Annotated in this window: 26 protein-coding genes and 1 tRNA gene; 13 read left to right on the forward strand and 14 right to left on the reverse strand. The window is 73.0% G+C overall.

Translation table 11 applies throughout. From position 1 onward, the window contains the following. Positions 1-120 precede the first annotated feature (120 nt). The 3 genes from ACFVIU_RS18905 to ACFVIU_RS18915 all read left to right on the forward strand — a co-directional run bounded on the left by ACFVIU_RS18905 (position 121) and on the right by ACFVIU_RS18915 (position 3,693). Complete coding sequence (locus ACFVIU_RS18905; protein WP_385843723.1) at positions 121-1,080, forward strand: D-2-hydroxyacid dehydrogenase; 960 nt, start codon at positions 121-123, stop codon at positions 1,078-1,080. A 15-nt stretch (positions 1,081-1,095) separates the two neighbouring features. Further along, on the forward strand, positions 1,096-2,511 hold the full coding sequence (locus ACFVIU_RS18910) for an amidase (protein WP_385843724.1): 1,416 nt from the start codon (positions 1,096-1,098) through the stop codon (positions 2,509-2,511). A gap of 66 nt (positions 2,512-2,577) precedes the next feature. After that, positions 2,578-3,693: an LLM class flavin-dependent oxidoreductase gene (locus ACFVIU_RS18915; RefSeq protein ID WP_385843726.1), complete on the forward strand. Its 1,116-nt coding sequence runs from the start codon at positions 2,578-2,580 to the stop codon at positions 3,691-3,693. 2 nt (positions 3,694-3,695) lie between these two features. Here ACFVIU_RS18915 and ACFVIU_RS18920 read toward each other — a convergent pair whose 3' ends face one another. Then, positions 3,696-5,525 carry a putative bifunctional diguanylate cyclase/phosphodiesterase gene (locus ACFVIU_RS18920; protein ID WP_385843727.1) on the reverse strand — a complete coding sequence of 610 codons (1,830 nt, stop codon included), beginning with the start codon at positions 5,523-5,525 and terminating at the stop codon, positions 3,696-3,698. Positions 5,526-5,938: 413 nt separating this feature from the next. Here ACFVIU_RS18920 and ACFVIU_RS18925 point away from each other — a divergent pair, with 413 nt between their 5' ends. Then, positions 5,939-7,156 (forward strand): M6 family metalloprotease domain-containing protein, encoded by a 1,218-nt coding sequence (locus tag ACFVIU_RS18925; protein WP_385843855.1) that lies wholly within the window; start codon positions 5,939-5,941, stop codon positions 7,154-7,156. Positions 7,157-7,228: 72 nt separating this feature from the next. Here the strand turns inward: ACFVIU_RS18925 and ACFVIU_RS18930 are convergent. From ACFVIU_RS18930 to ACFVIU_RS18950, 5 genes are all read right to left on the reverse strand, one after another. Continuing rightward, a tRNA-Lys gene (locus ACFVIU_RS18930) sits at positions 7,229-7,302 on the reverse strand. Then, a complete protein-coding gene (locus tag ACFVIU_RS18935; protein ID WP_385843728.1) occupies positions 7,293-7,871 on the reverse strand; it encodes a bifunctional DNA primase/polymerase in 579 nt (192 codons plus the stop codon). The genes ACFVIU_RS18930 and ACFVIU_RS18935 overlap by 10 nt, the downstream gene beginning before the upstream one ends. Before the next feature lie 138 nt (positions 7,872-8,009). Then, entirely contained in the window at positions 8,010-8,378 is a 369-nt protein-coding gene (locus tag ACFVIU_RS18940) for a hypothetical protein (protein ID WP_385843729.1), read from the reverse strand. An 85-nt stretch (positions 8,379-8,463) separates the two neighbouring features. After that, positions 8,464-8,895: a hypothetical protein gene (locus ACFVIU_RS18945; RefSeq protein WP_385843730.1), complete on the reverse strand. Its 432-nt coding sequence runs from the start codon at positions 8,893-8,895 to the stop codon at positions 8,464-8,466. 47 nt (positions 8,896-8,942) lie between these two features. Then, entirely contained in the window at positions 8,943-9,194 is a 252-nt protein-coding gene (locus ACFVIU_RS18950; RefSeq protein ID WP_385843732.1) for a GntR family transcriptional regulator, read from the reverse strand. A 419-nt stretch (positions 9,195-9,613) separates the two neighbouring features. On the opposite strand from ACFVIU_RS18950, the gene ACFVIU_RS18955 reads away from it, so the two are divergent. Beyond that, positions 9,614-9,802: a hypothetical protein gene (locus ACFVIU_RS18955; protein WP_385843733.1), complete on the forward strand. Its 189-nt coding sequence runs from the start codon at positions 9,614-9,616 to the stop codon at positions 9,800-9,802. Positions 9,803-9,815: 13 nt separating this feature from the next. Here ACFVIU_RS18955 and ACFVIU_RS18960 read toward each other — a convergent pair whose 3' ends face one another. Beyond that, positions 9,816-10,301, reverse strand: coding sequence for a hypothetical protein (locus tag ACFVIU_RS18960; RefSeq protein ID WP_385843735.1), 486 nt, complete (start codon positions 10,299-10,301; stop codon positions 9,816-9,818). A gap of 70 nt (positions 10,302-10,371) precedes the next feature. After that, positions 10,372-10,605, reverse strand: coding sequence for a DUF397 domain-containing protein (locus tag ACFVIU_RS18965; protein ID WP_385843736.1), 234 nt, complete (start codon positions 10,603-10,605; stop codon positions 10,372-10,374). A 650-nt stretch (positions 10,606-11,255) separates the two neighbouring features. Between ACFVIU_RS18965 and ACFVIU_RS18970 the strand changes: the two genes are divergently transcribed. From ACFVIU_RS18970 to ACFVIU_RS18980, 3 genes are read left to right on the forward strand one after another with little or no spacing between them, the layout of a single operon-like run. Beyond that, entirely contained in the window at positions 11,256-11,510 is a 255-nt protein-coding gene (locus ACFVIU_RS18970; protein WP_385843738.1) for a hypothetical protein, read from the forward strand. Further along, positions 11,482-11,997, forward strand: coding sequence for a DUF6879 family protein (locus tag ACFVIU_RS18975; protein WP_385843739.1), 516 nt, complete (start codon positions 11,482-11,484; stop codon positions 11,995-11,997). Before ACFVIU_RS18970 ends, ACFVIU_RS18975 begins: the two co-directional genes overlap by 29 nt. Before the next feature lie 14 nt (positions 11,998-12,011). Continuing rightward, positions 12,012-12,860, forward strand: a complete 849-nt coding sequence (locus ACFVIU_RS18980; protein WP_385843740.1) for a helix-turn-helix domain-containing protein — start codon at positions 12,012-12,014, stop codon at positions 12,858-12,860. Positions 12,861-12,884: 24 nt separating this feature from the next. Here the strand turns inward: ACFVIU_RS18980 and ACFVIU_RS18985 are convergent, their stop codons facing one another. From ACFVIU_RS18985 to ACFVIU_RS19000, 4 genes are read right to left on the reverse strand one after another with little or no spacing between them, the layout of a single operon-like run. Next, positions 12,885-14,222, reverse strand: coding sequence for an AAA domain-containing protein (locus tag ACFVIU_RS18985; protein ID WP_385843741.1), 1,338 nt, complete (start codon positions 14,220-14,222; stop codon positions 12,885-12,887). Further along, positions 14,219-15,808 carry a hypothetical protein gene (locus ACFVIU_RS18990; RefSeq protein ID WP_385843742.1) on the reverse strand — a complete coding sequence of 530 codons (1,590 nt, stop codon included), beginning with the start codon at positions 15,806-15,808 and terminating at the stop codon, positions 14,219-14,221. Before ACFVIU_RS18990 ends, ACFVIU_RS18985 begins: the two co-directional genes overlap by 4 nt. Continuing rightward, positions 15,799-16,938, reverse strand: a complete 1,140-nt coding sequence (locus ACFVIU_RS18995) for a hypothetical protein (protein ID WP_385843856.1) — start codon at positions 16,936-16,938, stop codon at positions 15,799-15,801. The genes ACFVIU_RS18990 and ACFVIU_RS18995 overlap by 10 nt, the downstream gene beginning before the upstream one ends. Continuing rightward, a complete protein-coding gene (locus tag ACFVIU_RS19000) occupies positions 16,919-17,896 on the reverse strand; it encodes a phosphatase PAP2 family protein (protein WP_385843743.1) in 978 nt (325 codons plus the stop codon). The genes ACFVIU_RS18995 and ACFVIU_RS19000 overlap by 20 nt, the downstream gene beginning before the upstream one ends. A 194-nt stretch (positions 17,897-18,090) precedes the next feature. Here ACFVIU_RS19000 and ACFVIU_RS19005 point away from each other — a divergent pair, with 194 nt between their 5' ends. Continuing rightward, positions 18,091-18,687: a histidine phosphatase family protein gene (locus ACFVIU_RS19005; protein ID WP_385843744.1), complete on the forward strand. Its 597-nt coding sequence runs from the start codon at positions 18,091-18,093 to the stop codon at positions 18,685-18,687. A gap of 24 nt (positions 18,688-18,711) precedes the next feature. Here the strand turns inward: ACFVIU_RS19005 and ACFVIU_RS19010 are convergent, their stop codons facing one another. Continuing rightward, positions 18,712-20,229 carry a hypothetical protein gene (locus tag ACFVIU_RS19010; RefSeq protein WP_385843745.1) on the reverse strand — a complete coding sequence of 506 codons (1,518 nt, stop codon included), beginning with the start codon at positions 20,227-20,229 and terminating at the stop codon, positions 18,712-18,714. 265 nt (positions 20,230-20,494) lie between these two features. On the opposite strand from ACFVIU_RS19010, the gene ACFVIU_RS19015 reads away from it, so the two are divergent. Both ACFVIU_RS19015 and ACFVIU_RS19020 read left to right on the forward strand, forming a co-directional pair. Then, positions 20,495-20,902 carry a hypothetical protein gene (locus ACFVIU_RS19015; protein WP_385843746.1) on the forward strand — a complete coding sequence of 136 codons (408 nt, stop codon included), beginning with the start codon at positions 20,495-20,497 and terminating at the stop codon, positions 20,900-20,902. A 112-nt stretch (positions 20,903-21,014) separates the two neighbouring features. Further along, positions 21,015-21,833, forward strand: a complete 819-nt coding sequence (locus ACFVIU_RS19020) for a spermidine synthase (protein ID WP_385843857.1) — start codon at positions 21,015-21,017, stop codon at positions 21,831-21,833. Between the two features lie 22 nt (positions 21,834-21,855). On the opposite strand, the gene ACFVIU_RS19025 is transcribed toward ACFVIU_RS19020, so the two are convergent. Continuing rightward, on the reverse strand, positions 21,856-22,368 hold the full coding sequence (locus tag ACFVIU_RS19025; protein WP_385843747.1) for a hypothetical protein: 513 nt from the start codon (positions 22,366-22,368) through the stop codon (positions 21,856-21,858). A 101-nt stretch (positions 22,369-22,469) separates the two neighbouring features. Between ACFVIU_RS19025 and ACFVIU_RS19030 the strand changes: the two genes are divergently transcribed. Both ACFVIU_RS19030 and ACFVIU_RS19035 read left to right on the forward strand, forming a co-directional pair. Continuing rightward, positions 22,470-23,177, forward strand: a complete 708-nt coding sequence (locus tag ACFVIU_RS19030; protein WP_385843748.1) for a response regulator transcription factor — start codon at positions 22,470-22,472, stop codon at positions 23,175-23,177. Beyond that, a complete protein-coding gene (locus ACFVIU_RS19035; RefSeq protein ID WP_385843749.1) occupies positions 23,174-24,559 on the forward strand; it encodes a sensor histidine kinase in 1,386 nt (461 codons plus the stop codon). The genes ACFVIU_RS19030 and ACFVIU_RS19035 overlap by 4 nt, the downstream gene beginning before the upstream one ends. Positions 24,560-24,651: the final 92 nt, after the last annotated feature.

Here is a 24,651-nt window from a genome sequence, read left to right on the forward strand (position 1 = left end):
CGGATGCCGGGGACGCCCGTGTTGACGACGGTAGGTTCGGGTGCGAGCGTGGTCAATCCGCCCATCTCAGCGCAGGTAGACCCAGCAGGTCAGTTCGGCAGCCGCCGGGAGCAGCCCCGCATGTTGACGTCCCCGCCCCTTCCCACCGTCCTCGTCCTGGACGCCGACCCGCCGCCCCGGCTCGGTCGGCTCACCGGCCGCGCCCGGATCGTCCGCACGGACGCCGCGGGGCTGGCCGACCGGCTGCCGACGGCGGACGTCCTGCTGGTCTGGGACTTCACCTCGCACGCGGTGCGCGAGGCCTGGCCGGGCGAGGGCCCCCGGCCGCGCTGGGTGCACACGGCGAGCGCGGGCGTGGACCATCTGCTCTGCCCCGAGCTGGCCGCCTCCGACACGGTGGTGACCAACGCGCGCGGGATCTTCGACCAGCCGATCGCCGAGTACGTGGCGGCCCTGGTGCTGGCCGTCGCCAAGGATCTGCCGCGCACCCTGGAGCACCAGCGGGAGCGGGTCTGGCGGCACCGGGAGGGACGCCGGGTGGCGGGCACGCGCGCGTGCGTGGTCGGTTCGGGCCCGATCGGCCGGGCGATCGTCCGCACCCTGAAGGCGCTCGGCGTGACGACGGCGCTGGTCGGACGGGTGCCGCGGACCGGTATCCACGGCCCGGCCGACCTGGACCGGCTGATCGCGCGCGCGGACTGGGTGATCGCCGCGGCCCCGCTGACCGAGCAGACGTACGGCATGTTCGACGCCCACCGCTTCGGCGTGATGCAGCCCTCGGCGTTCTTCGTCAACGTCGGCCGGGGCGGGCTCGTGGACGAGGACGCGCTGTCCCGGGCCCTGACCCACCGCTGGATCGCGGGCGCCGCGCTGGACGTGTTCGCCGCCGAGCCGCTGCCCGCGGACAGCCCGCTGTGGGAGCTGCCCGATCTGATCGTGTCCCCGCACATGAGCGGGGACACGGTCGGCTGGCGGGACGAACTGGGGGAGCAGTTCGTGGAGTTGTACGAGCGGTGGGCGGTGGGCAGACCCCTGCTGAACGTCGTCGACAAACAACGTGGTTACGTGCCCGGTCACTGACCCCTTGGAGGGTGCATGCAGCTCACCGACCTGACCGCAGGCCGGCTCCTCGACGGCTACCGCAAGGGCGAGTTCTCTCCCGTGGAGGCGACCGAACAGGCGCTGGAACGCGCCCGGCGGATCCAGCCGGAGGTGAACGCGTTCGTGCGGCTCACCGAGGAGGACGCGCTGACGCGGGCCCGGGAGTCGGCGGAGCGCTGGCGGCGCGGCGAGCCGTGCGGGCTGCTGGACGGGGTGCCGGTGACGGTCAAGGACATCCTGCTGCTGCGCGGCCATCCCACCCTGCGCGGCTCCCGGACCGTCTCCGAGCAGGGCCGGTGGGACGAGGACGCGCCCTCCGTCGCCCGGCTGCGCGAGCACGGCGCGGTCTTCCTGGGCAAGACCACCACCCCCGAGTACGGCTGGAAGGGCGTCACGGACTCGCCGCTCACCGGCGTGACCCGCAACCCGTACGACCCCGGGCGCACCGCGGGCGGCTCCAGCGGCGGCAGCGCGGCGGCCGTGGCACTCGGCGCGGGCCCGCTGTCGCTGGGCACGGACGGCGGCGGCAGCATCCGCATCCCGGCGGCCTTCTGCGGCATCTTCGGGCTGAAACCGACGTACGGCAGGGTGCCGCTGTATCCGCCGAGCGCGTACGGCACCCTGTCCCACGCCGGCCCGATGACCCGGGACGCCGCCGACGCGGCCCTGCTGCTGGACGTCATCTCGGCTCCCGACGCCCGCGACTGGTCGGCGCTGCCGCCCGCGCCAGGCCCCTTCACCGAGGCCCTGCACGGCGGTGTGCACGGGCTGCGCGTGGCCTACTCGCCGACCCTGGGCGGGCAGGTGGCGGTCCGGCCGGGGGTCGCCGCGGCGGTGCGGCGGGCGGTGGCCCGGCTGGCGGACCTCGGCGCGTACGTCGAGGAGACCGACCCCGACATCAGCGACCCGGTGGAGGCCTTCCACACCCTGTGGTTCAGCGGCGCGGCCCGGCTCACCCAGCGCCTCTCCCCGCGCGGCCGGCAGCTGCTGGACCCCGGCCTGCGGGAGATCTGCGCCCAGGGCGCCCGGTACAGCGCGCTGGACTATCTGGCCGCGGTGGACGTCCGGATGCACCTCGGCCGCCGGATGGGCCGCTTCCACGAGACGTACGACCTGCTGGTCACCCCCACCCTGCCGCTGACGGCCTTCGAAGCGGGCGTGGAGGTGCCACCCGGCGCGCCGTCCCACCGCTGGACCGGCTGGACCCCCTTCACCTACCCCTTCAACCTCACCCAGCAGCCCGCCGCCACCGTCCCGGTCGGCACGGACGAGGCCGGTCTCCCGGTCGGCCTCCAGCTCGTCGCCGCCCGCCACCGCGACGACCTGGTCCTGCGCACGGCCCACGCGCTGTACGAGGCGGGGGTGGCGGTGACAGAAGACCCGGAGACCCTGGTACGGGCCGCGGAATAAACGGGGACAGTCTCCTGTTGGTGCGCTTCGGCAGGACAGCCAGGGCACACACAGGAGGCGCACACCGTGGCGGCGAACGAGGCAGTCGAGGCAGACGCGGCAGACGAGATCCGGGGTACGGCGCACGGCAGCGCCCCCGTCCCCCTGTCCGTGCTGGACCTGGTGACCGTCGGCGCGGGCCGCACCGCCACCGACGCCCTGCGCACCAGCGTCGAGCTGTCCCGGCTCACCGAGTCCCGGGGCTTCACCCGGTACTGGATCGCCGAGCACCACTCGATGCCCGGGGTCGCCTCCTCCTCGCCCGCCGTGATCCTCGCCCACCTCGCCGCCCATACCGAGCGCATCCGGCTCGGCTCGGGCGGCGTCATGCTGCCCAACCACGCCCCGCTGGTGATCGCGGAGCAGTTCGGCACCCTGGAGGCGATGGCGCCGGGCCGGATCGACCTGGGGCTCGGCAGGGCGCCGGGCACCGACGGGGCGACGGCCGCCGCGCTGCGCCGCACCGACACCCTGAACGAGGGCGCCGACGACTTCCCGCAACAGCTGGCGGAACTCACCCGGTTCCTGGACGACGACTTCCCCGACGGGCATCCCTACCGCCGGATCCACGCCGTACCCGGCCCGGTGCAGGGCACCACCCCCGGCGGGGTGCAGTCCGCGCACCGCCCGCCGATCTGGCTGCTCGGCTCCTCCGGCTACAGCGCCCGGCTGGCCGGTCTGCTCGGCCTGCCCTTCGCCTTCGCCCACCACTTCTCCTCGCAGAACACCGTCCCCGCCCTCGACCTGTACCGCGAGACCTTCCGGCCGTCCGCCGTGCTGGACGCGCCGTACGCGCTCATCGGGGTCGCCGCGCTCGCCACGGACGAGGAGCGGGAGGCCCGCCGGCAGACCCGGGCGATGGGCCTGAACATGCTCCGGCTGCGCACCGGGCGCCCCGGCCTCTTCCCCGTGCCGGAGGAGGTCGAGAAGCTGGAACTGGGCGCCGCTGAGGAGGACTTCATCGCCTCCTGGACCGCCACCGTGGTCTCCGGCACCGCCGACCAGGTCCGCGCCGGCCTGGACGACCTCCAGAAGCGCACCGGCGCCGACGAGCTGATGCTCACCACCCACGCCCACCGCGGCGAACTCCGGGTCCGTTCCTACGAGTTGATCGCCGACGCCTACGGCTTCCCCACCCGGTAGCGCTACTGCTGGCCCGCCGCGCAGGCCCCGGTGCCCAGCAGTTCGGAGATACGATCCGGCGGCACCGGACGGGAGTACAGCCAGCCCTGGCCGGTGTCGCAGCCGATCCGGCGCAGCCGGGTGGCCTGCGCGGAGGTCTCCACGCACTCGGCGGTGACCGTCAGGCCGAGCCGGTGGGCCAGCTGGATCATCGCCTCGACGATGACCTCGTCGGCCGGGTTGGGGGCGATCGCCGGGGCCTTGCCGGCGGCTTCGGCCTCGTACTGGAAGCCGCGGACGAAGGAGCCGTCCAGCTTCAGCACGGAGACCGGGAGCCGGCTGAGGTAGGCCAGGTTGGAGTAGCCGGTGCCGAAGTCGTCGATGGCGATCCGCACGCCCATGTCGCTGAGCGCCTGGAGCGCCTGGAGCGGGCGGCCGGCGGAGCCCATCACCGCCGACTCGGTCAGCTCCAGCTGGAGCAGATGCGGGGCGAGGCCCGTCTCGGCGAGCACCTCGGCCACGTCCGCCACCAGGTCGGAGTCCCACACCTGGCGTACGGCCACGTTGACGCTGACGAAGATGGGCGGCTCACCGGGGCGGTCCAGCTGCCAGCGGCGGGCCTGCCGGCACGCGGTGGCCAGCGCCCAGCGGCCCAGCTGCACGATCGAGCCGTCCTCCTCGGCCAGTCCGATGAACCGATTCGGCGTGAGGGTGCCGAACTGCGGATGGTGCCAGCGCACCAGCGCCTCGACCCCGGACAGGCGCCCGTCCCCCATGCCCACCAACGGCTGGTACTCCAGGGCGAATTCCCCCCGCTCGATGGCGGGGCGCAGCGAGGAGGAGAGGGCCTGACGGGTCATCCGGTGCGCGTTGCGCTCGGGGTCGAACAGGGTCCAGCGGCCCTTGCCGTCGGCCTTCGCCCAGTACAGCGTGGTGTCCGCGGCCTGCATCAGCCCGGTGGCGGTCGTACCGGCCGCATGGCGTTCCACGACCCCGATCGAGGCGGTCAGCGACAGCCGCTGGCCCGCCAGGTCGAACGGCTCCTCCAGGGCCTTCAGCGCCGACTCGGCGAGGTCGGCGAGCTGTTCGGTGCCGGTGGAGTCCTCGACCAGCAGCGCGAACTCGTCGCCGCCGAGCCGGGCCACGAGGGGGGTCACGGCGCGGGCGTAACCGGCCTCGTCGGCGACCCGGGTCAGGCGCTCGGCCACCGCGGCGAGGAGCCGGTCGCCGACGCGGTGGCCGAGGGTGTCGTTGACGGCCTTGAAGCCGTCCAGGTCCAGATAGCACAGGCCGATCCGGCCGGTGCCGCTCTGCTCGTAGGCCTCCGCCTCCAGCGCGGCCGAGAGGCGCTCGAAGAACAGCGTGCGGTTGGGCAGCCGGGTCACCGGGTCGTGCATCTGCAAGTGCCGTAGCTGCGCCTGGAGTTCACGGCGGCCGCTGATGTCGGCGACCGAGAGCAGGACACCGGTCCCCTCGCCCTGGGCCAGCGGTGCCACGGTGACCTGGACCCACAGCGAGCGCCCGTCGGGATGTTTCAGCCGACGCGTGCAGCGCAGCCTCGCCTGCCTGCCGCGCAGCACCTCGCGGTAGGCGTGCCAGGTGCGGGGGTCCGAGGCCAGGTCCACCAGATCGGCGGCGGGCCGTCCGGGGAGCGCCTCCGGGTCGGCGCCGAGCAGTTCGCCGAGTGCGGAGTTGGCGCTGACGACGAGTCCCTCGGTGTCGACCACGGCCATGGACAGCGGGGCGGCCGCGAAGACACGGTGATAGGTGCTGTGATCACTGTCTGTAATTACTGTGACGGCTGACCGGTCGAGGTCTGCCGCGGGCGTCGGCCCTTCGGACGTTGCGCTCACCGCTCGCTCCCGCAGTGCACTCGATCTCTGTCCGTGCCTGTCCGTGCATTTCCGTGCCTGTCTTTGCCTGGCAGGGCCGGAAAGTGTGCCGATCATAGAGGCTGTCCCGGGGCCCTTCCAGCCACTGTCCAGTCTCCCGGATCGGACACAGGTTCTGACAGATCGTTTCTGCCCGCACCTGGACAGCTTCTTCAAGCCCCCGACCGGTTGTGACGTTCCGTGAGTGTTTCGGGGTGTCGGTCGCCGGAGTGCGCCGGGGCGTGCGCGTACCGCGCTCACCCTTCTGGTGCAGGCAAACAGGGCACAACGCGTCAAACAACAGCAATCTGGATGCGGGATTCCGATGCCGTGAACCGCACCCGGAGGTCAAGTCCGTGCCCAAGCTGCGCAGCACCGCCGCCGTGTGCACCACGATGTCGGCGCTCGCCGCGACCTCGATCCTCACCGGCCCGTCGGTCGCCGAGCCCTTCTCGCCGGCCCCGTGCGCCCTGCACCGCACCGACGCCCACCACTCGGAGGGCCTGGACACCTGGAGCCCCGGCTACACCCGCCCGACCAGGCCACTGGACGCCGTCCTGGTGTTCCTGTCCTTCCCCGACGCGACCCCGCGCACCACCCCCGCCGAGCTGACCGCCGACCACTTCCCGGCCACCAGCAACTTCTTCCGGCGGGCCTCCTACGGAAGGTTCACCCTGCACCCGCACGTGCTGAACCACTGGCTGCGCATGCCGCGCCCGTCGACCGCGTACGCCATACGGCGGGACTGGAGCGCCGAGAGCCGCGCCGCCTATCTGCGGGACGCGTTCGCCGTGGCCGACCGGGAGGTCGACTTCTCGCGGTACCCGGTCGTGTACTTCGTCGCCGACCCGGACGCCCCCGGAGTCGACTCGGACGCCACGAAGGTCGTCAACCTGGACACGCCCATGCACGTGGACGGCGCGGACGTCCGCCGGGTCGTCACGGTCTTCGAGAAGCACCCGCCGGACCGCCTCGTCCTCGCCCATGAGACCGGCCATGTCTTCGACCTGCCCGACCTCTACCACCGCCCGGTCGACGGCAAGGGCGACTGGGACACCTATGTGGGGGACTGGGACCTGATGGGCAGCCAGTTCGGCCTCTCGCCCGACCTGTTCGCCTGGCACAAGTGGAAGCTCGGCTGGCTGGATCCGCGCCAGGTGCTGTGCGTGCGCGGGACCGCGCCCACCCGGCTCACCCTGGAGCCGCTCGCCGCCGGTCCGGGCGTCCCGGTGCAGGACGCGGGCGGCGCGCCCGCCTTCGGCCTCGGCGACGGCGTGAAGCTGGCCGTCGTCCGCACCGGCCCGGACAGCGCGCTCGGCTTCGAGGCCCGCAGCACCGCCGGGAACGACCGCGCCGCCTGCCGCCAGGGCGTCCTCGTCTACCGCATCCACAGCGGCGCCGAGTCCGGCGACGGCCCGGTCCAGGTGGTGGACGCCCACCCGCACACCGAGGCCTGCTGGGAGAACTCGGTCTACCCGCCCCTGGCCGACGCCCCGGTCGCCCTCGGCGAGAGCTTCACCGTGCCCGGCGAGGGCGTGAAGGTGGAGGTGGAGGGAAGGACGGCGTCGGGCGCCTGGACGGTGAAGATCACCCCGGGGACGGGTGACGACTGAGCAGGTGACTGTGGCTGTATACGAAAACGGCGGGCCGGATTCTTTCGAACCGGACCCGCCGTTTCCCGTCTGTGCGCCGCCAGGGACTCGAACCCCGGACCCGCTGATTAAGAGTCAGCTGCTCTAACCAACTGAGCTAGCGGCGCCTGCTGACGTCGTAGACCTTAGCATCCTGGTCGGCGGGAGGAAAAATCGATATCCGCACCGCCGCCCGGGCGGCCCGCACGGCGGCCCACAGCAGCACCTCGGGCCCGGGCAGCCAGGGGTGCCGGGTGTCCGGGGCGACCACCCAGCGGCAGCCGCCGCCGGCTTCCTCGGAGCCGGCCGCCGGCGCCGGGACGGTCACCGCGTCCCCGCTGCCGTGGCACAGCAGCGCCGGCACCGCCTCCGTACGCTGGCCCGACCCCCACTCCTCCCAGCGCAGCAGCGAGGGCAGCCGCTGGGCCGTACCGGGGGCGGCGAACAGCAGCATGCGGCCCCGGAACACCGCGACCGGACCGGAACCCGGCCCCTCGCCCCACAGCTGGTCCACCATCCGGCGGCCGAAGACCGCAGGCGCGCTCACCACGTCGAAGGCGGTGCCGCAGGGCAGCACGACCGGCGCGTCCGGGCGCTCCGCCCACAGGGCCGGCGTGCTACGGGGATACGTTCCTGCCGAGGCGAGCCAGGCCACGCCGTCGCAGGTGACAGAGGTGACGTTCGGTGCGCTGCTCATGGCACCCATATGTACCGGCGGTGAGCGCGCGGTTTCCCTGAGTTGCAGAAAACGAGGACAGGGCAGCGAGGGGAGGAGTATCTTGCCCGCCCGGCATATGCCACGGGCCGGTCTACGACGGGCTGTACCGGCTCTCTGCTACACCGGATCGGCGGAGGCGCGCCCCTCCCCGTTGCCCCGCAGCAGATCCCGCCCGAACTCGACCATCTTCTTCGCGTAGTCCTCGGTCCACTCCGCCCGATCGGCGATGTCCGCCGTGGTCAGCCGGTCGAACCGGTGCGGGTCGGCGAGCTGGGCCGCCGCGATGGCCTGGAACTCCACGGCACGGTCGGCGGCCGCCCGGAACGCCTGGGTCAGCTCGGTCGCCCGGGCCAGCAGGGCGCGCGGATCCTCGATCGACTCCAGGTCGAAGAAGTGCTCGGGGTCGGCGGCCGCCTCCGCGGGCTCGAAGATCAGGGGCGCGGGGCGTAGCCGCGGTTCGTTCCGACGCGGCGTGGGCTCCGCCATGTCTCCATCTCCTCCTCGTACGGTCCGCTCGGCACCGCCTGCGGGCGGGCCACCGTCCATTGTCCCGCGCCCGCGCAAGGGGCGGTCACGACGGAGGATTCAGGCTCACCGGACACGACTCCCACAGCTGCACCCCGGCCGCGAGCAGCTCCCGTACGGCGCGCTCCTCGCCGGCCGCCCACACGGCACCCTCCCCCTCGAAGAGCCGCTCGTACGCCCTGCCGTGCACCGCCCCCTGCCGGGGCAACGGGTGACCCTCCCCGAGCCCCCGCCCCAGATCCTCGAAGAAGTTCCACGCCTCCAGCACCGCACCGGACGGCATCCTCCGCCGCCCCGGATCCGCGAGCCACCGCTGCACCCGGCCCAGCTCCAGCACACCGTCCCCGCCGGCAACCGCCCCCCACCCCCGCCGCCGCGCATACACCCGCGCCTGCCGCACGGTCACGAACACCGGCACGCACCCCCGGTCCGCCAGCACCCGGTCCCCCTCGTCCCCGCGCCCCCCGACCCACAACACGACAGCACTGCGCCGAAGCGCGCGCACTCGGTACGTGTACACGCTTGTCATGTGGCGGAGGGGTCGCTGCTGGGGGAGTCGGAGACGAATGAGCCCATGCCGGGGGTTGTGATGATCAGGCCGTCCTCGCGGAGGGCTGCGGTGGCCTTGCGGACGGTGGTGCGAGCCACGCCGAACTCCTGCTCCAGGCGCACTTCGGAGATCAGCGTCCGGGGCGGGTACTCGCCGCTCGTGATCCGTCGACGGAGGACGTCAGCGATCTGCGCCCACTTGGGCCGGGTCGGGTCGAATTCGATCACAGTCGGACTGTACGCATCAGGTCCCATCCGAACATAGATGCGTCTATGGGTAGCTGGCTATGGACAGGGGTATACAGGGGTCGCTACTCTGCTCAGCGCAACAAGACCCCCGCGACGGGTGGAGCCGTCCGGGGGCGTGGCCACCAACTGACAGTGGAGTTGATGACACTGAGCATTATCTACGCACTGGCGTTTTGGGCCCTTGGCGTCCTCGCGCCCGGCACGGGCAGGCGCCGCAAGCTGGTCCGCCCCGTCGGCGAGAACCTCGTACCCGCACCCCGCCGAACACCGACGCACCGACCGCTGCCCACCCACCGCTCCCCGTACGGACTTGACACGCCCCTCGATGCGCGGGAGACGGCCTCGATCCGCCCCTACCTCCGCGCATTGCCTGTGATGACTGTGGAGGCGGTGGTCCGATGAGTGAGCAGCCCACCCGTGCGGAGGGGCGGCGCCCGGTGCGGATGTGTGTGCGCTGCTGTGCCATCACCGATTCCCCGGTGGTCGTCGCGGAGGTGCACGCCAACAGCGGACCGGGATGGACGGTGTACGCCTACCCGACCTGCTCCCCGCACTTCTCCCCGGTGCCGGGCGCTGGTGAGGGCTGAACGGACGCTTCGGTTACCCGACGGGGCACCTCAGTCCAGGCATTGAGCGGTTCGGCGAGCATGTCACCACTGCCAGGGACAGATACGAGGGGCGTTCGAGGTAGAAGCCGAACGACACATCACCACCCATGTGCAGTCGCTCGGCGGCGCTGTTGGCCAGTTGGGCCAGGCGAGTGGGGTCCTGGTCGCGCTCGGAAGCGAACCGAGGGGCGTACTCGGCCAGCCTTTCGCCGATCCAGGCTGCCGCTTCCTTGGGTTCGTCCCACGTGCCACGGATCAAGGAGCGGGGCTTGATGAGCCAGTACGCCGTTTCGATCGGTGGCAGATCGGATGGCGGGAACTCGGCCACCACTTCCCGGTAGCGCTTGAGCAGTTGCTCTGCCCTCACGTCCTCGCCGGACACCGGAGCCGGTGGCGGCTCAGGGTGTGGGGGACGCCGTAGAGCCTCGGTGTCGAAGCGCTCCTTGGGGCCGGTCCAGAGGTAGCCGTGGTGGTGCACCAGTCGTTCCGTTCGAGAGGTGTCGGCCGGGCCGGGTCCAGGGATCCGGCCCGGCCGACGGGAGGGAGGATCAGGCGCGCAGGCCGAAGCGCGCCGGGTCGATGCCGGCCGCGTCCAGCTCCTCCGTGGTGGACCGCAGCGGCTCCGCGCTCGGCCGCTTGCTGTCGCCCAGAGCCCAGGTGCCCTCACCGATCCGGGCCAGGGTCACGCACGCTTCGCCGTCCGGGTGAGTGCTTCCCCCGCACGCCTTCGCGAAGGAGGCCCCGCTGATGTCGAGCGCGTACAGGTCGGTTCCGTTCTGCATCGCTGCACCTTCCTGCTCAACTAATCACGGCCATGGCTGACCGCCGCCGCCCACGCAGGGCGGGAGTTCAAGGGATGGAGCGCGCTTCACGTCCTGGAGCGCTTGCCGGAGCCGGTGCAGCGCCAGCACTCACAGGGAGGCCAAGCGCTCGTCATCAGAGGCGGAAGGTCATCGGCGGCACATACGGCCTGCTCGGGACCCCAGGTCCGACCCGAGTCATGCGATACCCGAAGCGTCATCAAGGGGCGCTCCGCCATGAGCTGCGCGTAGGTCTTTCCGCTCATGATTCGTGCGCCTCTTTCTGGTGCTGACGCAGCTCCACGTTTGCGTCGGATACGGCGCTGTGGTCACCCCTGGAGCGGGCGTCCTCCCTGCTGACCGAGAGGGACAGACACTCTGAGCAGCCAGGCACGGCGGAGGGGTCGGCCGGTAGCTCGGCCAGGTGGTAGCCCTGCGGCTTCTGTGACATTGCTTCCTTCCCGGCTCATCTGCGCGATGGAAGGAAGCTAGGAGGCGACGCGTCCGGGGCTCTATGAACTTGCATGAGTTTGCACGTCAAATCTGGTACTTCAGCGCCATATTGACGGAGTATCAGCAGGTCAACCAAGCTGATGCAAGCCCAAGCAAGCACCTAGTCCAGGGAGCCGGACATGGCCGTGGAGTTCGTTGGGATCGACCCCGACACCGACCGGGACCACTGCCCCACCGTGTGGGCGGACGTGGAAGCTCAGGAGATCTTGTTGCAGGGGTGGAAGCCCAGCACCGAGACTCAGGCACAGTGCGAGGCAAGCAGCCCCGCGAACGGTTCGGTACCCGACAGCGAGGCCATCGTCAGGATTCCGGCCCGGATGATCCCGATGATCAGGGAGGCGTGTGATGCCGTCGAGCGTGCCCAGCTTCGCTGAGCTGCTGGGCCAGTGTGACCGGTCTGCCGTGCATCTGGAGCTGCGCGACTGCTATGCCCCAACGGACCGGTTCGAGGCGTGGAAGCGGGGTGAGCGAATCAACTGGGAGGACCGCGAGTCCTGGTGGCATCCCTATGACCAGTTGATCTCGGATACGGTGGCCCGTGGAGTGTCCGTCCGCCGGGCTCGGATCGTCTCCGAACCTGTATCGGAGTACATCCGCTGGGAGCACTACGTCACCCATGCCAACCTCACAGCGGGTGAAGAGGTGCGCTGGCTGCCACGGCGACGTGCCACAGACATCGCTCTGCCGGGAAATGACTTCTGGCTGTTTGACGGCGCACTGCTCCGGGTGCACCACTTCTCTGGTGACGGCGTGGTGGTCGAGGACGAGATCACGGCGGACCCGGAGACGGTGAAGCTGTGCTCCACTGCCTTCGAAGCAGTCTGGGATCGAGCGACCCCGCACCACCTGTACAAGATCTGACGAAGGCCGGCTCCGTGCCCCCGCATCCCTCTTCAAGCGTCCAGAAGGCCCGCGAACTCCTCGCCGGCCGCCTCCGTGAGATTCGGAAGGACGCCGGGATCAGCGGGCGGGAGCTGGCTTTCAGGTGTGGTTGGTCGGAGTCGAAGTCGTCCAGGATCGAGAACGCCAGGACGCCTCCCTCCGACTCGGACATCAAAGCCTGGTGCCGGGCCTGTTCCGCTGAAGATCAGGTAGCCGACTTGATCGCTGCCAACAGGCAGTCCGCCGATGCACATGTGCAGTGGAAGCGACTCCAGCGGACCGGTCTCCGTCGCCTGCAAGAGTCCACAGGCGACCTCTACCAACAAACAAAGACGTTCCGTGTCTACGTTTCCGACGTGATCCCTGGGTTCCTCCAGACACCCGGATACGCCACTGCCCTCTTGTCCTCCATCGCAGACTTCCGGGGGACGCCGAACGATGTGAGTGACGCGGTCGCGGCCCGCATGAGGCGTAACCAGGTGCTCAGCAACGGCGCCCGGCGGTTCTCGTTCGTCCTGGAGGAGGCGGTGTTGCGGTACCGGCTGTGCAGTGCCGAGACCATGGCGGCACAGCTCGGCCACCTGCTCGGGGTCATGGATTTTCAGAACGTCGCCGTAGGCATCGTGCCGTTCTCTGAACAGCGAACGGTGTGGCCCATGTCGACCTTCACGATCTTCGACGACACCAGGGTGCACGCGGACACGCTGGACGCTGCTTCCACCCTCACACAGCCCAGCCAGATCCAGCTGTATGCCCGCGCCTTCGAACGGCTGTCACAGGGAGCCGTACGGGGAGGGGCAGCACGTTCTCTGATAGCGGGTGCGCTGGCATCTCTGGACTGACTGCGCACCGGTATCCAGGGCAGCTCACGGACGCCAACTCACCCTGTGCTCCGCCAAATGCGCCAGCACCGCATGGTTCGCCTCCCAGCCGTCCGGGAATTTCACCAGCGTGCCCAGCTGGACCGGTTCCGTGGAGGGGGAGTCGTCCAGGAGGTCGGTGACGCCCGCGCGGCAGACCACGATGCAGGCGTGGCGGTGGCGGGAGGCCAGGACGCAGAGGCGACCGGTTTCCAGGTGGAAGGCGGTGGCGTCGGGGCGGCCGGAGAGCGGGTGCAGGACGACCGTGACGTCGTACTCCCTGCCCTGGAGGCGGTTGGCCGTGTCCACCGTGACGTCCGGGACGCCCAGCTCGGTCAGCGCCGCCCGGACCGCGGCCGCCTGGTCCCGGTGGGCGGTGCCGACGGCGACGCGGTCGGCGGTGAGCGGAGCGGGGGCGGGGGAGCGCTCGGAGAGGGCCGCGCCGCCCCGGTCCAGCAGGCGCCGTACGACCGTCGCGACCGCGCGCACCGCCTCCGGGTCCGTGCGCGGGGTGTGCCGGGCGGGCAGCTCCAGCAGGCCCCAGCCGGACTCCGCGGCCTCGTCGATCACCCGGTCCGGGCCGGAACCGTCACAGGGGACGGCGAAGGTCAGCCGGCGGTCGCCGTGGCCGGTGCCGCTGCGGAAGGGGGTGTACGGGTAGAACGCGTCCGAGACCAGCGGGGCCGCGGAGGCGGGCAGCCGCCAGGAGACCGGGAGGCGGTGCTGGGGGAGGGTCGGGTTGTGGGCGAGGAGGGTGGACACCGCCGACGCCGAGGGGTCGTACGACAGACCCGCCCACTGCTCGCTGCCGACGATCGCGAACGGGTCCAGCTGACCGGGGTCGCCCACGAACAGCGCCCGCTCGAACAGCCCCGCCACGGCCAGCAGCGCGTCCGAGCGCATCTGGTACGCCTCGTCCACGATCGCGTGCCGCCACGGCTCGTCCGTCTGCACATGCGCCCACTTGGCGGCCGTGGACAGGACCACCGGGAGGCCGGTCAGGTCGGCCGCCTTCGCGGAGGTGCGGACCTGCGGCAGCTCGTCCAGCGCCTTGTCGTAGGGGTCGGTGTCGCTGCTGTGCAGCCGGCCGACCGGCAGCTCCGGGTTCTTCTCGGCGAGCCGCAGCACGAGATCGTCCACCTGGGCGTTCGTCTGCGCCACCACCATCAGCGGGCGGCCCGCGTCGGCCAGTTCCAGCGCCGCGCGGACCACCAGCGTGGACTTGCCGGCGCCCGGCGGGGAGTCGACCACCACGCCCCGCTCGGTGCCGTGCAGCGTGTCGTGCAGGATCGCGGCGGTGGCCCGCGCGGCGGCCGTACCGGGGTCGAAGCCGACCGTCGTCACAGGACGTCCTCCTCGGTGATGGGGTCGGCGGCCTCCAGGGCGGTCTCGCCCGGCGGGCCGCCGTGGGTCCACGGGGTCTGCTCCGGGTCGGGCAGTCTGGCGCCGCCGCGCGGCTCGTGCTCGAAGAGCGTGAAGCAGATCCGGTCGCCCTTCTCCGGGACCGACCCGGGATCCGGCTCCCTGCCGCGGCCCATCTTGTCCAGGATCCGCAGGACCAGCAGCCCGTCGGCCTCGGCGGCCACGAACTCCGCCGACTGCGGCCGGCCGCCCAGCGAGCGGTACACCTTCGCCCGCTCGCCCAGCTGCGGCCGGTCGTCCGTGCGGACCGTCACCAGCGGGCGTGGGCTGGGCCGCTTGCCCTCGCTGTACGCCAGGACGACATCGGTCACCTCGCCCGTGAACGCCTCCCCCGCCAGCCGCCGCCCCGCCATCACCAGCGGATCGTCCAGCGCCTCCTGCGCCTCAAGCCGCGCCTGCTCACGCTCGCGCGTGGCCAGCTTGTTCGCCGCCGTCACCGCGTCGTCCCGGCGCGGCTGCGGGGGTTCGCCGGCCAGCACCCGGTCCCGGTGGCCGGTGAACGACCAGCGGTCCCGGGTCCAGCGCTCCGCGACATGCGCGCCCTCCGGCAGCGCCCGCAGCAGGTCCAGCCCCCGCCACACCGCGTCCCAGGTGGGCCGGGTACGGCTCTCCACCAGGTCGCGGATCTCCCGCTCGGCCGCGGTGAGCGCGGCCAGCCGGTCGTCGGCGTCCAGCGGGTCCTCGGCGGCGGCGAGCGCGGCCCGCGCGCGGTCGTAGCGCTCGATCGCCGGGGCCAGCAGCCGGTTGTCGAAGGCCGGGTCGGTCGCCGGGCCCGCGGGCGGGCACAGCAGCTGGCCGTCGGCGTCCCGGGCGCTCTCCGCGCGGGCCGCCGCCTCGGCGCCCGGAACGCCCTCCGGCGGGTCGATCCAGGCGAGCAGCGCGCCCAGGTGCTGGTCCTCCAGGCTGGACTGGCCGGTCGCCCAGTGCCGGGACAGCACATCGGTCAGCGCGAGCAGCAGGGAGGAGCCGGGGACCCGGGCCCGCTCGCCGTAGTGGGTCAGCCAGCGGCCGAGCAGCGGTACCCGCGGCGGCGCCGGGTAGGGCGCGTCGGGGTCCTGCTCGGCGGTACGGCGGAACCGCATCGAGCGGCCCAGCAGCCGTACGAACTCCACACCCGCGCGGCTGGGCACGATCAGCTGGGCCGCGTCCGTGCACAGCTCCACCTCGACCTTGACCCGCTTGCCGGTCTCCGGGTCGGTCTCGGACCGCTCGGCCGCCTCCACCGCCTGCGCGTACGACTCGACGTACGGCAGGACGACATCGGCCAGCTCGGCGAGGAACGTGAACCGCAGATCCCGGTCGCGCGGCTGCGGTACGACCAGCAGGCGCGGCGCGTCCCGGTCGGTGCCGACCAGCGCGCCGAGCGGGGCGCCCGCCTCACCGGCGGTGGTGAGCGGCACGAACACCAGCGGGCGGTCCGACAGATGCCGGTGCCGGAGGGTCGCGACGGGCTGGGCCCGGCCGCTGCCGACGGCCTCGAGCCGGGCCAGGGTGCTGATCAGCGACATACGGCCGCCACCTCCGCCCCGGCCAGTTCCGCCGCCTCGGCCAGTGCCTCCGCCTCGGCCAGCGCCTCCGCGCGCAGTTGCGCCGCCCGGCGCAGCGCCGCCACCGCGGGGTCGTCCGGGTCGCCGTGCTCGCCGCAGGCCGCCGCGAGGACCTCCTCGACCGTGGTCAGACCGCCCAGTTCGGCGCGCAGCGGCCGGCCGAGGCGGGTGACGGCGCCGGCCGCGCGGGCCCGGTCCCGGCAGTGGAAGGCCAGCTCGCACGCCGCCAGGCACTCGGGCGCGTAGGTCGCCGGGACCGCCGCCACGGCCGCCGAAAGCTCCTCGGCGCTTTGGTCGGGCGCGAAGCAGGTGCCCTCGGGCAGCGCGCCGGCGATCTCCTCGATCCGGGTCAGCCGGGCCAGCTGGCGGGCGGTGACCGCGCGCTGCTTGCGGACGTCCACGGCGGATCCGCCGGGCAGGTTGGAGAAGTCCTTCGGGCACACCAGCAGCACCCGGTGGTGCACCCGCGGGGCGGGATCCAGGCGTCCGGCGACCTCCTCCAGGGCGAGCACATAGACCGCCGCCTGCCGGGCCGCCGCGCCCACCTTGGCCGGGTCGGCCGCGCCGTCCAGCAGCGGGAAGGACTTGATCTCCACCACGGACCAGCTGCCGTCCGGGTGCACGACCACCGCGTCCGGCTCCAGGAAGGCGAGCGAGCCGGCCACGTCCAGGGCGAGCATCGGGTGGTCCAGCAGGGTCCAGCCGCCCGCCCCGGTGGCCTCGCGCAGCGCCAGCGCCGTACGGGCCGTACGCCCCTCGGGGCCGTGCGCGGTCAGGTCGGGCACGGCGGCCTCGGCGGGCGGCTCGGCGCCCGGGTCCAGCCGGGCGTGCACCAGTCGCAGCAGCTCGGCGCCGCCGTCCGCCTTCACCTTCGCCTCGAACGCGTTCCCGCGGGTCAGCGCGAACTGCGACTGCCCGAACCCGGACGGTGCGCCCAGCGCGCTCGCCAGCCGGGCCTTGTCCACCCCGGCGCCGTCCAGGATCGCCCGGCGCGCGCACCCGGGGTTCGCGGCGAGCGCCGCGAGGGCGCGGGCGTCCAGGGCCTTGGCCGGGACCTCCGGACCGCGCAGCTCAGCGAGCCGGTGTCGCAGCCCCTTCGCCGGCGTCGTCGGAAGAGGCGTCCGCTGCGTCACCGGCGTCGAGCCGCGACTCGCGCTGCCGTGGAATTCGCTCACCCGCGGAAGTCTGGCATCCGGCACTGACAATCGGGGAGCCCACGCCGTCCGAGGCCGTCGCCGGGGCTGTCGCCGCAGCCGTCGCCGGGGCTGTCGCCGGGCGCCGGAGCAGCCGGGCCCGGACCAGGTCCACGGCCCGCGTCACCGACGGCGCCAGCAGCAGGCCGGCGCCCATCACGGCGGCGCCCGCGACCGCGTCCAGCAGGTAGTGGTTGGCGGTGCCCATGACCACCAGCGCGGTGCCGAGCGCGTAGCAGACGGCGAAGATCCTGCTCAGGCGGGAGCTGCCGTGCCGCCACAGCATCACCCCGCACCACAGCGCCCAGCCGACGTGCAGGCTCGGCATGGCCGCGTACTGGTTGGTCATGCCGCCCATACCGCGCGGCGCGCTGGCCTCGGCGCCCCACCAGCCGTACGAGCTGAAGTGCGCCATGGTGTCGACGAAGCCCTGGCCGGCCGGGAGCAGCCGGGGCGGCGCGGTGGGCAGCAGGATGAAGCCGATCAGCCCGATGAACGTGGACGTCATCAGCCAGGTGCGGGCCGAGCGGTAGTGCGCGCTGCGGGACCGGAACAGCCAGACCAGGACCGCGGGCGTGACGACGTAGTGCAGCGAGGCGTACCAGAAGTCGGCCGGGACCCCGATCCACGCCTCGCGGGTGAAGAGCCGGTTCAGCGGGTGCTCGGCGTTGAGGTGCAGCATCTTCTCGAAGCGCACGATCGCCCGGCCGTGGTCGACGGCGCCCGAGACGTCGTCGCGCGCGAGCAGCCGGCCGGCCAGGTAGCAGCCGTACACCAGCAGGATCAGCGGCAGTTCGGTCCACCAGCGCAGCCGGGTGGGGGCCACCTCGGTGCCCGGTGTCTCGCTCTGCGGCATCCGATCCGCCCTCCCCGCTTCGCTGTCTGGTCCACCCGGTCGGGCGACCGTGCCACTTTACGGCGTCCCGATCACACCCCTCTCCGGGTGCTCCGGCCCTCAAAGACGCCGACACCGGCCGCCGGGTTGCTCCGGGGCGGGGTGCGCGATGATGGAGGGGAATCCCTGTTTGGAAGCCCCCGGAAAGGTTCCCCATGGCACCGCGCATCCTGCTGGCCCGGCACGGACAGACGGAATGGTCGCTGTCCGGCAAGCACACCGGCAGGACCGACGTGCCGTTGCTGGAGGAGGGCCGGCGCGGGGCCAAGCTGCTCGGCGAGCGGCTGCACCGCGCTCCGCTGGACGGACTGCCCGGCGTGGAGGTGCGCACCAGCCCGCTGGCACGCGCGCGTGAGACGTGCGAACTGGCCGGCTTCGGCGACCGCGCCACCTCCTGGGACACGCTGATGGAGTGGGACTACGGCGCCTACGAGGGCATGACCCCGGCCGAGATCCAGGCCGTGCGGCCCGGCTGGCTGATCTGGCGGGACGGCGTCCCGGAGGGCGAGAGCGTCGCCGAGGTCACCGCGCGCGCGGACGAGGTCGTCGCCTGGGCCCGCTCGGCCGACCGGGATGTCCTGGTCTTCGCCCACGGCCACATGCTGCGGTCCATCGGGGCCCGCTGGCTGGGCCTGCCGCTGGAGTTCGGCGCCCGCATAGGACTGCATCCGACGTCACTGTCCGTACTGGGCTGGGCGTACGGGGAGCCGTCGATCGTGAGCTGGAACGACATCGGCCATCTGGCGGGCTGAGCGTCCCCGGGTGCCCGGCGGACCTCAGGCCCGCCCCGCCCTCGGCATCGACGCGTGCCGGTCCAGGAACTCCGACACCCCGGACGCGCGGCGGTGCGGCAGCAGCACCCGCGCGGTGCCCGCCAGCATGCTCTGGATGCGCGAGGACTGGACCTGGTCCAGGAGGGACAGCACGCGCAGGCCGGCCGCCGCCGCCTCGTCGGGACGGCCCTCGCGGGCGAGGTCGTCGGCCAGTTCGGCGGTGTACAGCGCGATGTTGCGGGAGAAGTGGGGGTCCTGGAGCGCGGCCGCCCGGTGCGCGTGCCGGGAGGCCCGGCGCCAGTCGCCCAGGGTGGACCAGCACTGCGCCTCCAGCCCCTCCAGCTCGGCCTCTCCGTAGAAACTCATCCACTCGGGGTCGGCGTCCGAGTGGCCCCGCTCGAAGAGGGCCTGCGCCCGGGCCAGCGCCCGCGCGCAGCCGGTGCGGTCGGCGAGCCCCGCCCAGCCGCCCGCCTCGCGCAGCGCGAGCAGGGACATCAGGCGGGCAGAGCCCAGCGGCAGGGCGGCGCGCTGCGCGGCCTGCGCGGCGCGCAGCGCCTCCCGGGGGCGGCCGGCGTCCCGCGCGAGGAACGCGGTGTTGCAGAAGGCGTGCGCCTCCAGCGCCGGATCGCCGGTCATCCGGGCGGTGGCCAGCGCCTCCGCGTAGTGCGAGCGGGCGTCGTCGAAGCGGCCGGAGTCATGGGCCAGCCAGCCCACCGAGATGGCGAGTTCACCGGCACCGGAGTGCAGCCGGTCGGCGGTGGTCTGCCGGGTCGCGCCGGCGTCCAGCAGCGCGTAGGCCGCGCGCAGCGGAGCCGCCGCGCGCCGGTAGAGGCCGTCCGCGCCGTGCCGGTCGTCGAGCAGCCGGATCCGGCGGACGGCCTCCTCCAGGGCGGCCGCCTCGGAGCTTCCGGCGCGCCGTGCGGACGGCACGGCCGCCGCCACGCCGGTGGCGAGCCCCAGCGGGCCCAGGGTGGCGGCGGCCACGGTGACGCCTCCGCCGGTCATGAATGCGCGACGCAGCACGTCGCTCTCCTCGTGGTTCGGGTGGTGTTTCGGGTACGGCTCGTGCGGGTCGTACGGGCTGCCGGGGTCCTCGTACGGATCGGTGCCGTACGGGTCGGTGACGCGCAGGCCGCTGGCGTACGGCTTCGGGACATACGGCTTCGGGACATACGGATCCGCGGGCTCCGGTGACTCGACGGCGCGCTCTTCGACGGCCGGGCGCGCCGCCCGGCCGCGGACGGACGAGCGGGGCGCGAAGCCGAGGTCGGCCAGCGTGCGGCCGGGGAACATGTGCAGGAACACCCGCTCGTAGGCGTAGTTGGGGCAGCGGATCTCGCCCGCCTCGACCCGTCCGACATAGCGCGCGTCACAGCTCACCCGCTCACCGATCTCGCGGGCGGCACGCCGTACCAGAGCCGCGAACTCAGCGGGTGAACGGCGGCCGCGCAGCTGCCGGAAGGCGAGGTTCGGCCGGGGTGGCCGTTCGGGCAGTGACGAGGTCTCGGTTGACGACGCCATGGCCGGGTCCTCTCGTGCGAACCGTCGAACCAGGCCGGGGCCGGGGCGGTTTCGGACGAGCTGCCCGAGTGACGCCCTGGTTCCGGCGGGCATGAACGTACCTGCTGTGACCGGTCCGCCACGCGGTGTTTGGCTACAAACCGGATATCTCATCCACGATCCGCCATGAAGTGCCATCCTTTGCGGCGCACTTGTGCCGTAGCCGTTGACCCGCTCACGCGTTGAACCCGTTGGACCGCAACAGTGCTGTGTGGTGGAGGCCGGTATGGAGACCAGCCAGAGAAACGACCCCTGTCCGCCGTCGCCGGTGCCGGTGGCCGCGGGTGACGTGGGATGCGACCTTGTGACGGTACCGGCCCGGCAGGGGCTGGAGGCGGTCGACATCCTGCGGCGCGGGGCGACGCGGGCGGTGGGGCCCGTCCTGCACGACGACGGCGGAGGCACCCTCGGCTTCCTGGTGCCGGCCGGTACGGCGGCCGGCTGGGACGTGCCCGGCAGCACCTGCACGGAGACGGACGGGCGCGGGCTCAGGCTGGCCCCGCAGCCGCCGGTCGAGGGCTCCGACTGGCTGCTGCCGCCCGGAGAGGAGCACCTCGCCACCGACCCGGTGGTGCTGCGCCGGGCCCTCGGCGAGGCGGCCCGGCTGATCGAGGCGGCCGACAGCTGCCGCTGAGGCACGACCCCCGGACACCTGCGAAAATGGACCGGTGGGCAGGGCCAGGGATGCGGGGAAAGCGAAGGACGCGGCGCGTACGCGGCGCAGGGCGGGCGGTGCCGCCGCCGTCGTGGAGGCCGTCGACGGCGGACTCGCGGAGCTGGTCCCCGACCCGGACCGCGGGCGGGCCTGGACGCTGCTGATCGACGGGGCGCCCCAGTCGCATGTCGACCTGGACGACCCCGCGTACCTCTCCTTCGAGTACCAGCGCCGCCTCGGCCATGTCATCGACCTCGTCGCGCCGCCCGGCAGGCCCGTGCACGTCGTGCACCTCGGCGGCGGCGCCTTCACCCTCGCCCGGTACGTCGCCGCGACCCGGCCCCGCTCCACCCAGCAGATCGTGGAGCGCGACGCGGCCCTGGTCCAACTGGTCCGCCGGGAACTGCCGTTGGATCCGAACGCCCGGGTCCGGGTGCGGTCGGTGGACGCCCGCGCCGGGCTCGCCAAGGTGCCCGACGGCTGGGCGGACCTGGTCATCGCCGATGTCTTCAGCGGCGCCCGCACCCCCGCCCACCTCACCTCCACCGAGTTCCTGGACGAGGTCCGCCGGGCCCTCGCGCCCACCGGGGTCTACGCCGCCAACCTCGCCGACGGGCCGCCGCTCGCCCATCTGCGCGGGCAGATCGCCACCGCCGCCGCCCGGTTCGGGGAACTCGCGCTGATCGCCGACGCGGCCGTACTGCGCGGCAAGCGCTTCGGCAACGCGATCCTCGTGGCGTCGGACGCCCCGCTGCCGCTCGCCCAGCTCACCCGCCGCGCCGCCTCCGACCCGCACCCGGGCCGGGTCGAACACGGCAAGCCGCTCATCGACTTCACCGGTGGTGCCGTCCCGGTGACGGACGCGGCGGCCGTGGCCTCGCCGGCCCCGCCGCCCTCGGTGTTCCGCTGAGCCGTTCCGCCGAGCCGCCGCGCTAGTAGGTGCCGATCTGCACCTGCGGGGGACCGTCGTGCCAGGTGCAGAACACCGACACCCGGTCCGTGCTCCGGCTGAACTCCACCCGGATCCAGGTCTCCGTCTTCCACACCTGCATCGACCAGCCGCTGCCCGGGGTGGCCGAGACCAGGGTGGCGTCGGCCGCGCCCAGCTCGAAGACCGCCCGCCCGCCGTCGGTGTCGTACGCCTTGACCCGGCCGGACGCGGTGGGGGTGGGGGTGGCAGCGGGGGTGCGTGAAGCGGTAGGTGCGGGGGTGGGGGACGGACGGCGGGACGGGGACGGGGGCGGCGGACTCGGCGAGGGTGTCGGCGGCGGCGCCGGTGTGCCCGTCGAGCTCTGCGGGGACGCGTCGGACGCCGTCACGGGCAGGGCGCGCGGCGGGGCGTACGCGGTGGCGGCCAGCACCGTGTGCACGCCCCACCACGACAGCGTGACCGCCGCTCCGGTGGCCAGCAGCCACGCCAGTACGTGTACGAGTCCTCTGCGCATCGCGGGCCATACTGCCCCAGGGGTGACACCGGTTGTCCACAGGGGCGGAGTTGTCCACAGGCCCCGGACCGGCGTGGGCCGCATGGCGTACGGTGCGGCGCATGGCAAGTGTGCTCGTGGTCGAGGACGACCAGTTCGTACGCTCGGCGCTGATCAGGCAGCTGACCGACGCCGCGCACACCGTGCGCAGTGTGGGCACGGCGCTGGAGGCGCTGCGCGAGGTCGCCCATTTCCGTTTCGACGTGGTCATCCTGGACCTCGGACTGCCGGACCTGGACGGCTCCGAGGCGCTGAAGATGCTGCGCGGCCTCACCGACGTACCCGTCATCGTGGCCACCGCCCGGGACGACGAGGCGGAGATCGTCCGGCTGCTGAACGCCGGGGCGGACGACTACCTCACCAAGCCGTTCTCCGTCGAGCACCTCTCCGCCCGGATCGCGGCCGTGCTGCGCCGGGCCCGCTCCGGCGGCGCGGAGGCCGCGCCCTCCTCGGTGCTGCGGGTCGGCGGGCTGACCGTCGATCCGCTGCGCCGCCAGGCCGAGCTGGACGGGGTCCGCCTGGACCTCACCCGCCGCGAGTTCGACCTGCTCGCCTTCCTCGCCGGCCGCCCCGGCGTGGTCGTCCCGCGCAAGGAACTCCTCGCCGAGGTCTGGCAGCAGTCGTACGGCGACGACCAGACCATCGACGTACATCTGTCCTGGCTGCGGCGGAAGCTGGGGGAGACGGCGGCCAGGCCGCGCTATCTGCACACGCTCCGGGGGGTCGGCGTGAAGCTCGAACCGCCCGCCGAGGGGGAGCCGCCGCGATGAGATGGGCACTGGTCAAGGTCTGCCTGGCGGTCACCACCATGGTCGTGGTCGCCTTCGCCGTCCCGCTCGCCCTGGTCGTCAAGGAGATGGCCCGGGACCGCGCGTTCTCCAACGCCGAGCGGGAGGCCGCCGCGGTCGCGCCCGCGCTGTCCATCACCACCGACCGGGACAAGCTGGAGCGGGTGGTGGCCTCGGCCGGCGCCGACTCCGGGATGGCCGTGCACCTGCCCGCCGGGGGCGGCCGGGCCGCGCTCGACCTGGGCCGGCAGCGCGCCGCCGGCCGGGACATCCAGGCGGTGCGCAGACTGGGCCGTGCCTCCACCACCTCCGTGGCCGGCGGCTCCACCCTGCTCCAGCCGGTCGCGCTCGGCTCCGGCGCCATCGCCGTCGTCGAGGTGTACGTCCCCGAGTCCGAGGTCACCCAGGGCGTCGGCACGGCCTGGGCAGTGCTCGCCGCCGTCGGGGCCGCGCTGGTCGTCGGCTCGGTGGCGGTCGCCGACCGGCTCGGGGTGCGCATGGTGCGGCCCGCCCGGCGGCTGGTCGAGGGCGCGCGCGACCTCGGCGAGGGCAGGCTGGGCGCCCGGGTCCCCGAGGAGGGCCCGACCGAACTGAGACTCGCCGCCGCGGCGTTCAACGCCATGGCCGACCAGGTGGTCCAACTGCTCGCCAACGAGCGGGAGCTGGCCGCCGACCTCTCCCATCGACTGCGCACCCCGCTCACCGTGCTCCGGCTGAACACCGCCTCGCTCGGCGCCGGTCCGGCCGCCGACCAGACCCGGGCCGCCGTCGCCCAGCTGGAGCGCGAGGTGGACACCATCATCCGCACCGCCCGGGAGGCCAAGCCGCAGACGGCCGCGGCCGGTCCGGGCGCCGGGTGCGACGCGGCCGAAGTGGTCCGGGAACGGATGGAGTTCTGGTCCGCGCTCGCCGAGGACGAGGGCCGCACCTGGCGGGTGGCCGGTGTGGACCGGCCGGTGCGGATACCCGTGGCCCGCGCCGATCTGGCCGCCGCGCTGGACGCCCTGCTCGGCAACGTCTTCCGGCACACCGCGGAGGGCACCGCCTTCGCGGTCGACGTGCACAACGGCGAGGACGCGGTGATCGTGCTGGTCTCCGACGCGGGCCCCGGCATACCCGACCCGGACGCGGCGATGGCCCGCGGCCGGGGCTCGGGCACCACCGGTTCCACCGGGCTCGGGCTGGACATCGTGCGCCGGCTCGCCGAGTCCACCGGCGGCGACGCCCGGATCGGCCGCTCGGTGCTGGGCGGCACGGAGGTGCGGATCTGGTTCCAGCTGCACGGACGGAAGCCGGCCGGACGGGGGCGTGCGCGCAGACGGCGCCGACCGGGCAAACCGGTCCTCACTGGTCTCGACCATTAATCGTCCCCGATCCCTTCCTTAAGCGAACCCTAAGGTCCGCAACGGCCGCCCCGATCAGGCCATTTGCCCGATTCCGGACCGCTAGCGTGCTG

This window comes from Streptomyces sp. NPDC127190, assembly GCF_042672505.1.
GTDB lineage: Bacteria > Actinomycetota > Actinomycetes > Streptomycetales > Streptomycetaceae > Streptomyces.

Bases quoted from the DNA above. Each gene is read 5' to 3' on its own strand.
- ACFVIU_RS18905 (WP_385843723.1), top strand. From the start codon at position 121: ATGTTGACGTCCCCGCCCCTTCCCACCGTCCTCGTCCTGGACGCCGAC.
- ACFVIU_RS18910 (WP_385843724.1), top strand. From the start codon at position 1,096: ATGCAGCTCACCGACCTGACCGCAGGCCGGCTCCTCGACGGCTACCGC.
- ACFVIU_RS18925 (WP_385843855.1), top strand. From the start codon at position 5,939: ATGTCGGCGCTCGCCGCGACCTCGATCCTCACCGGCCCGTCGGTCGCC.
- ACFVIU_RS18935 (WP_385843728.1), bottom strand. From the start codon at position 7,871: ATGAGCAGCGCACCGAACGTCACCTCTGTCACCTGCGACGGCGTGGCC.
- ACFVIU_RS18940 (WP_385843729.1), bottom strand. From the start codon at position 8,378: ATGGCGGAGCCCACGCCGCGTCGGAACGAACCGCGGCTACGCCCCGCG.
- ACFVIU_RS18955 (WP_385843733.1), top strand. From the start codon at position 9,614: ATGAGTGAGCAGCCCACCCGTGCGGAGGGGCGGCGCCCGGTGCGGATG.
- ACFVIU_RS18965 (WP_385843736.1), bottom strand. From the start codon at position 10,605: ATGCAGAACGGAACCGACCTGTACGCGCTCGACATCAGCGGGGCCTCC.
- ACFVIU_RS18970 (WP_385843738.1), top strand. From the start codon at position 11,256: ATGGCCGTGGAGTTCGTTGGGATCGACCCCGACACCGACCGGGACCAC.
- ACFVIU_RS18975 (WP_385843739.1), top strand. From the start codon at position 11,482: ATGCCGTCGAGCGTGCCCAGCTTCGCTGAGCTGCTGGGCCAGTGTGAC.
- ACFVIU_RS18990 (WP_385843742.1), bottom strand. From the start codon at position 15,808: ATGTCGCTGATCAGCACCCTGGCCCGGCTCGAGGCCGTCGGCAGCGGC.
- ACFVIU_RS19000 (WP_385843743.1), bottom strand. From the start codon at position 17,896: ATGCCGCAGAGCGAGACACCGGGCACCGAGGTGGCCCCCACCCGGCTG.
- ACFVIU_RS19005 (WP_385843744.1), top strand. From the start codon at position 18,091: ATGGCACCGCGCATCCTGCTGGCCCGGCACGGACAGACGGAATGGTCG.
- ACFVIU_RS19010 (WP_385843745.1), bottom strand. From the start codon at position 20,229: ATGGCGTCGTCAACCGAGACCTCGTCACTGCCCGAACGGCCACCCCGG.
- ACFVIU_RS19015 (WP_385843746.1), top strand. From the start codon at position 20,495: ATGGAGACCAGCCAGAGAAACGACCCCTGTCCGCCGTCGCCGGTGCCG.
- ACFVIU_RS19025 (WP_385843747.1), bottom strand. From the start codon at position 22,368: ATGCGCAGAGGACTCGTACACGTACTGGCGTGGCTGCTGGCCACCGGA.
- ACFVIU_RS19030 (WP_385843748.1), top strand. From the start codon at position 22,470: ATGGCAAGTGTGCTCGTGGTCGAGGACGACCAGTTCGTACGCTCGGCG.
- ACFVIU_RS19035 (WP_385843749.1), top strand. From the start codon at position 23,174: ATGAGATGGGCACTGGTCAAGGTCTGCCTGGCGGTCACCACCATGGTC.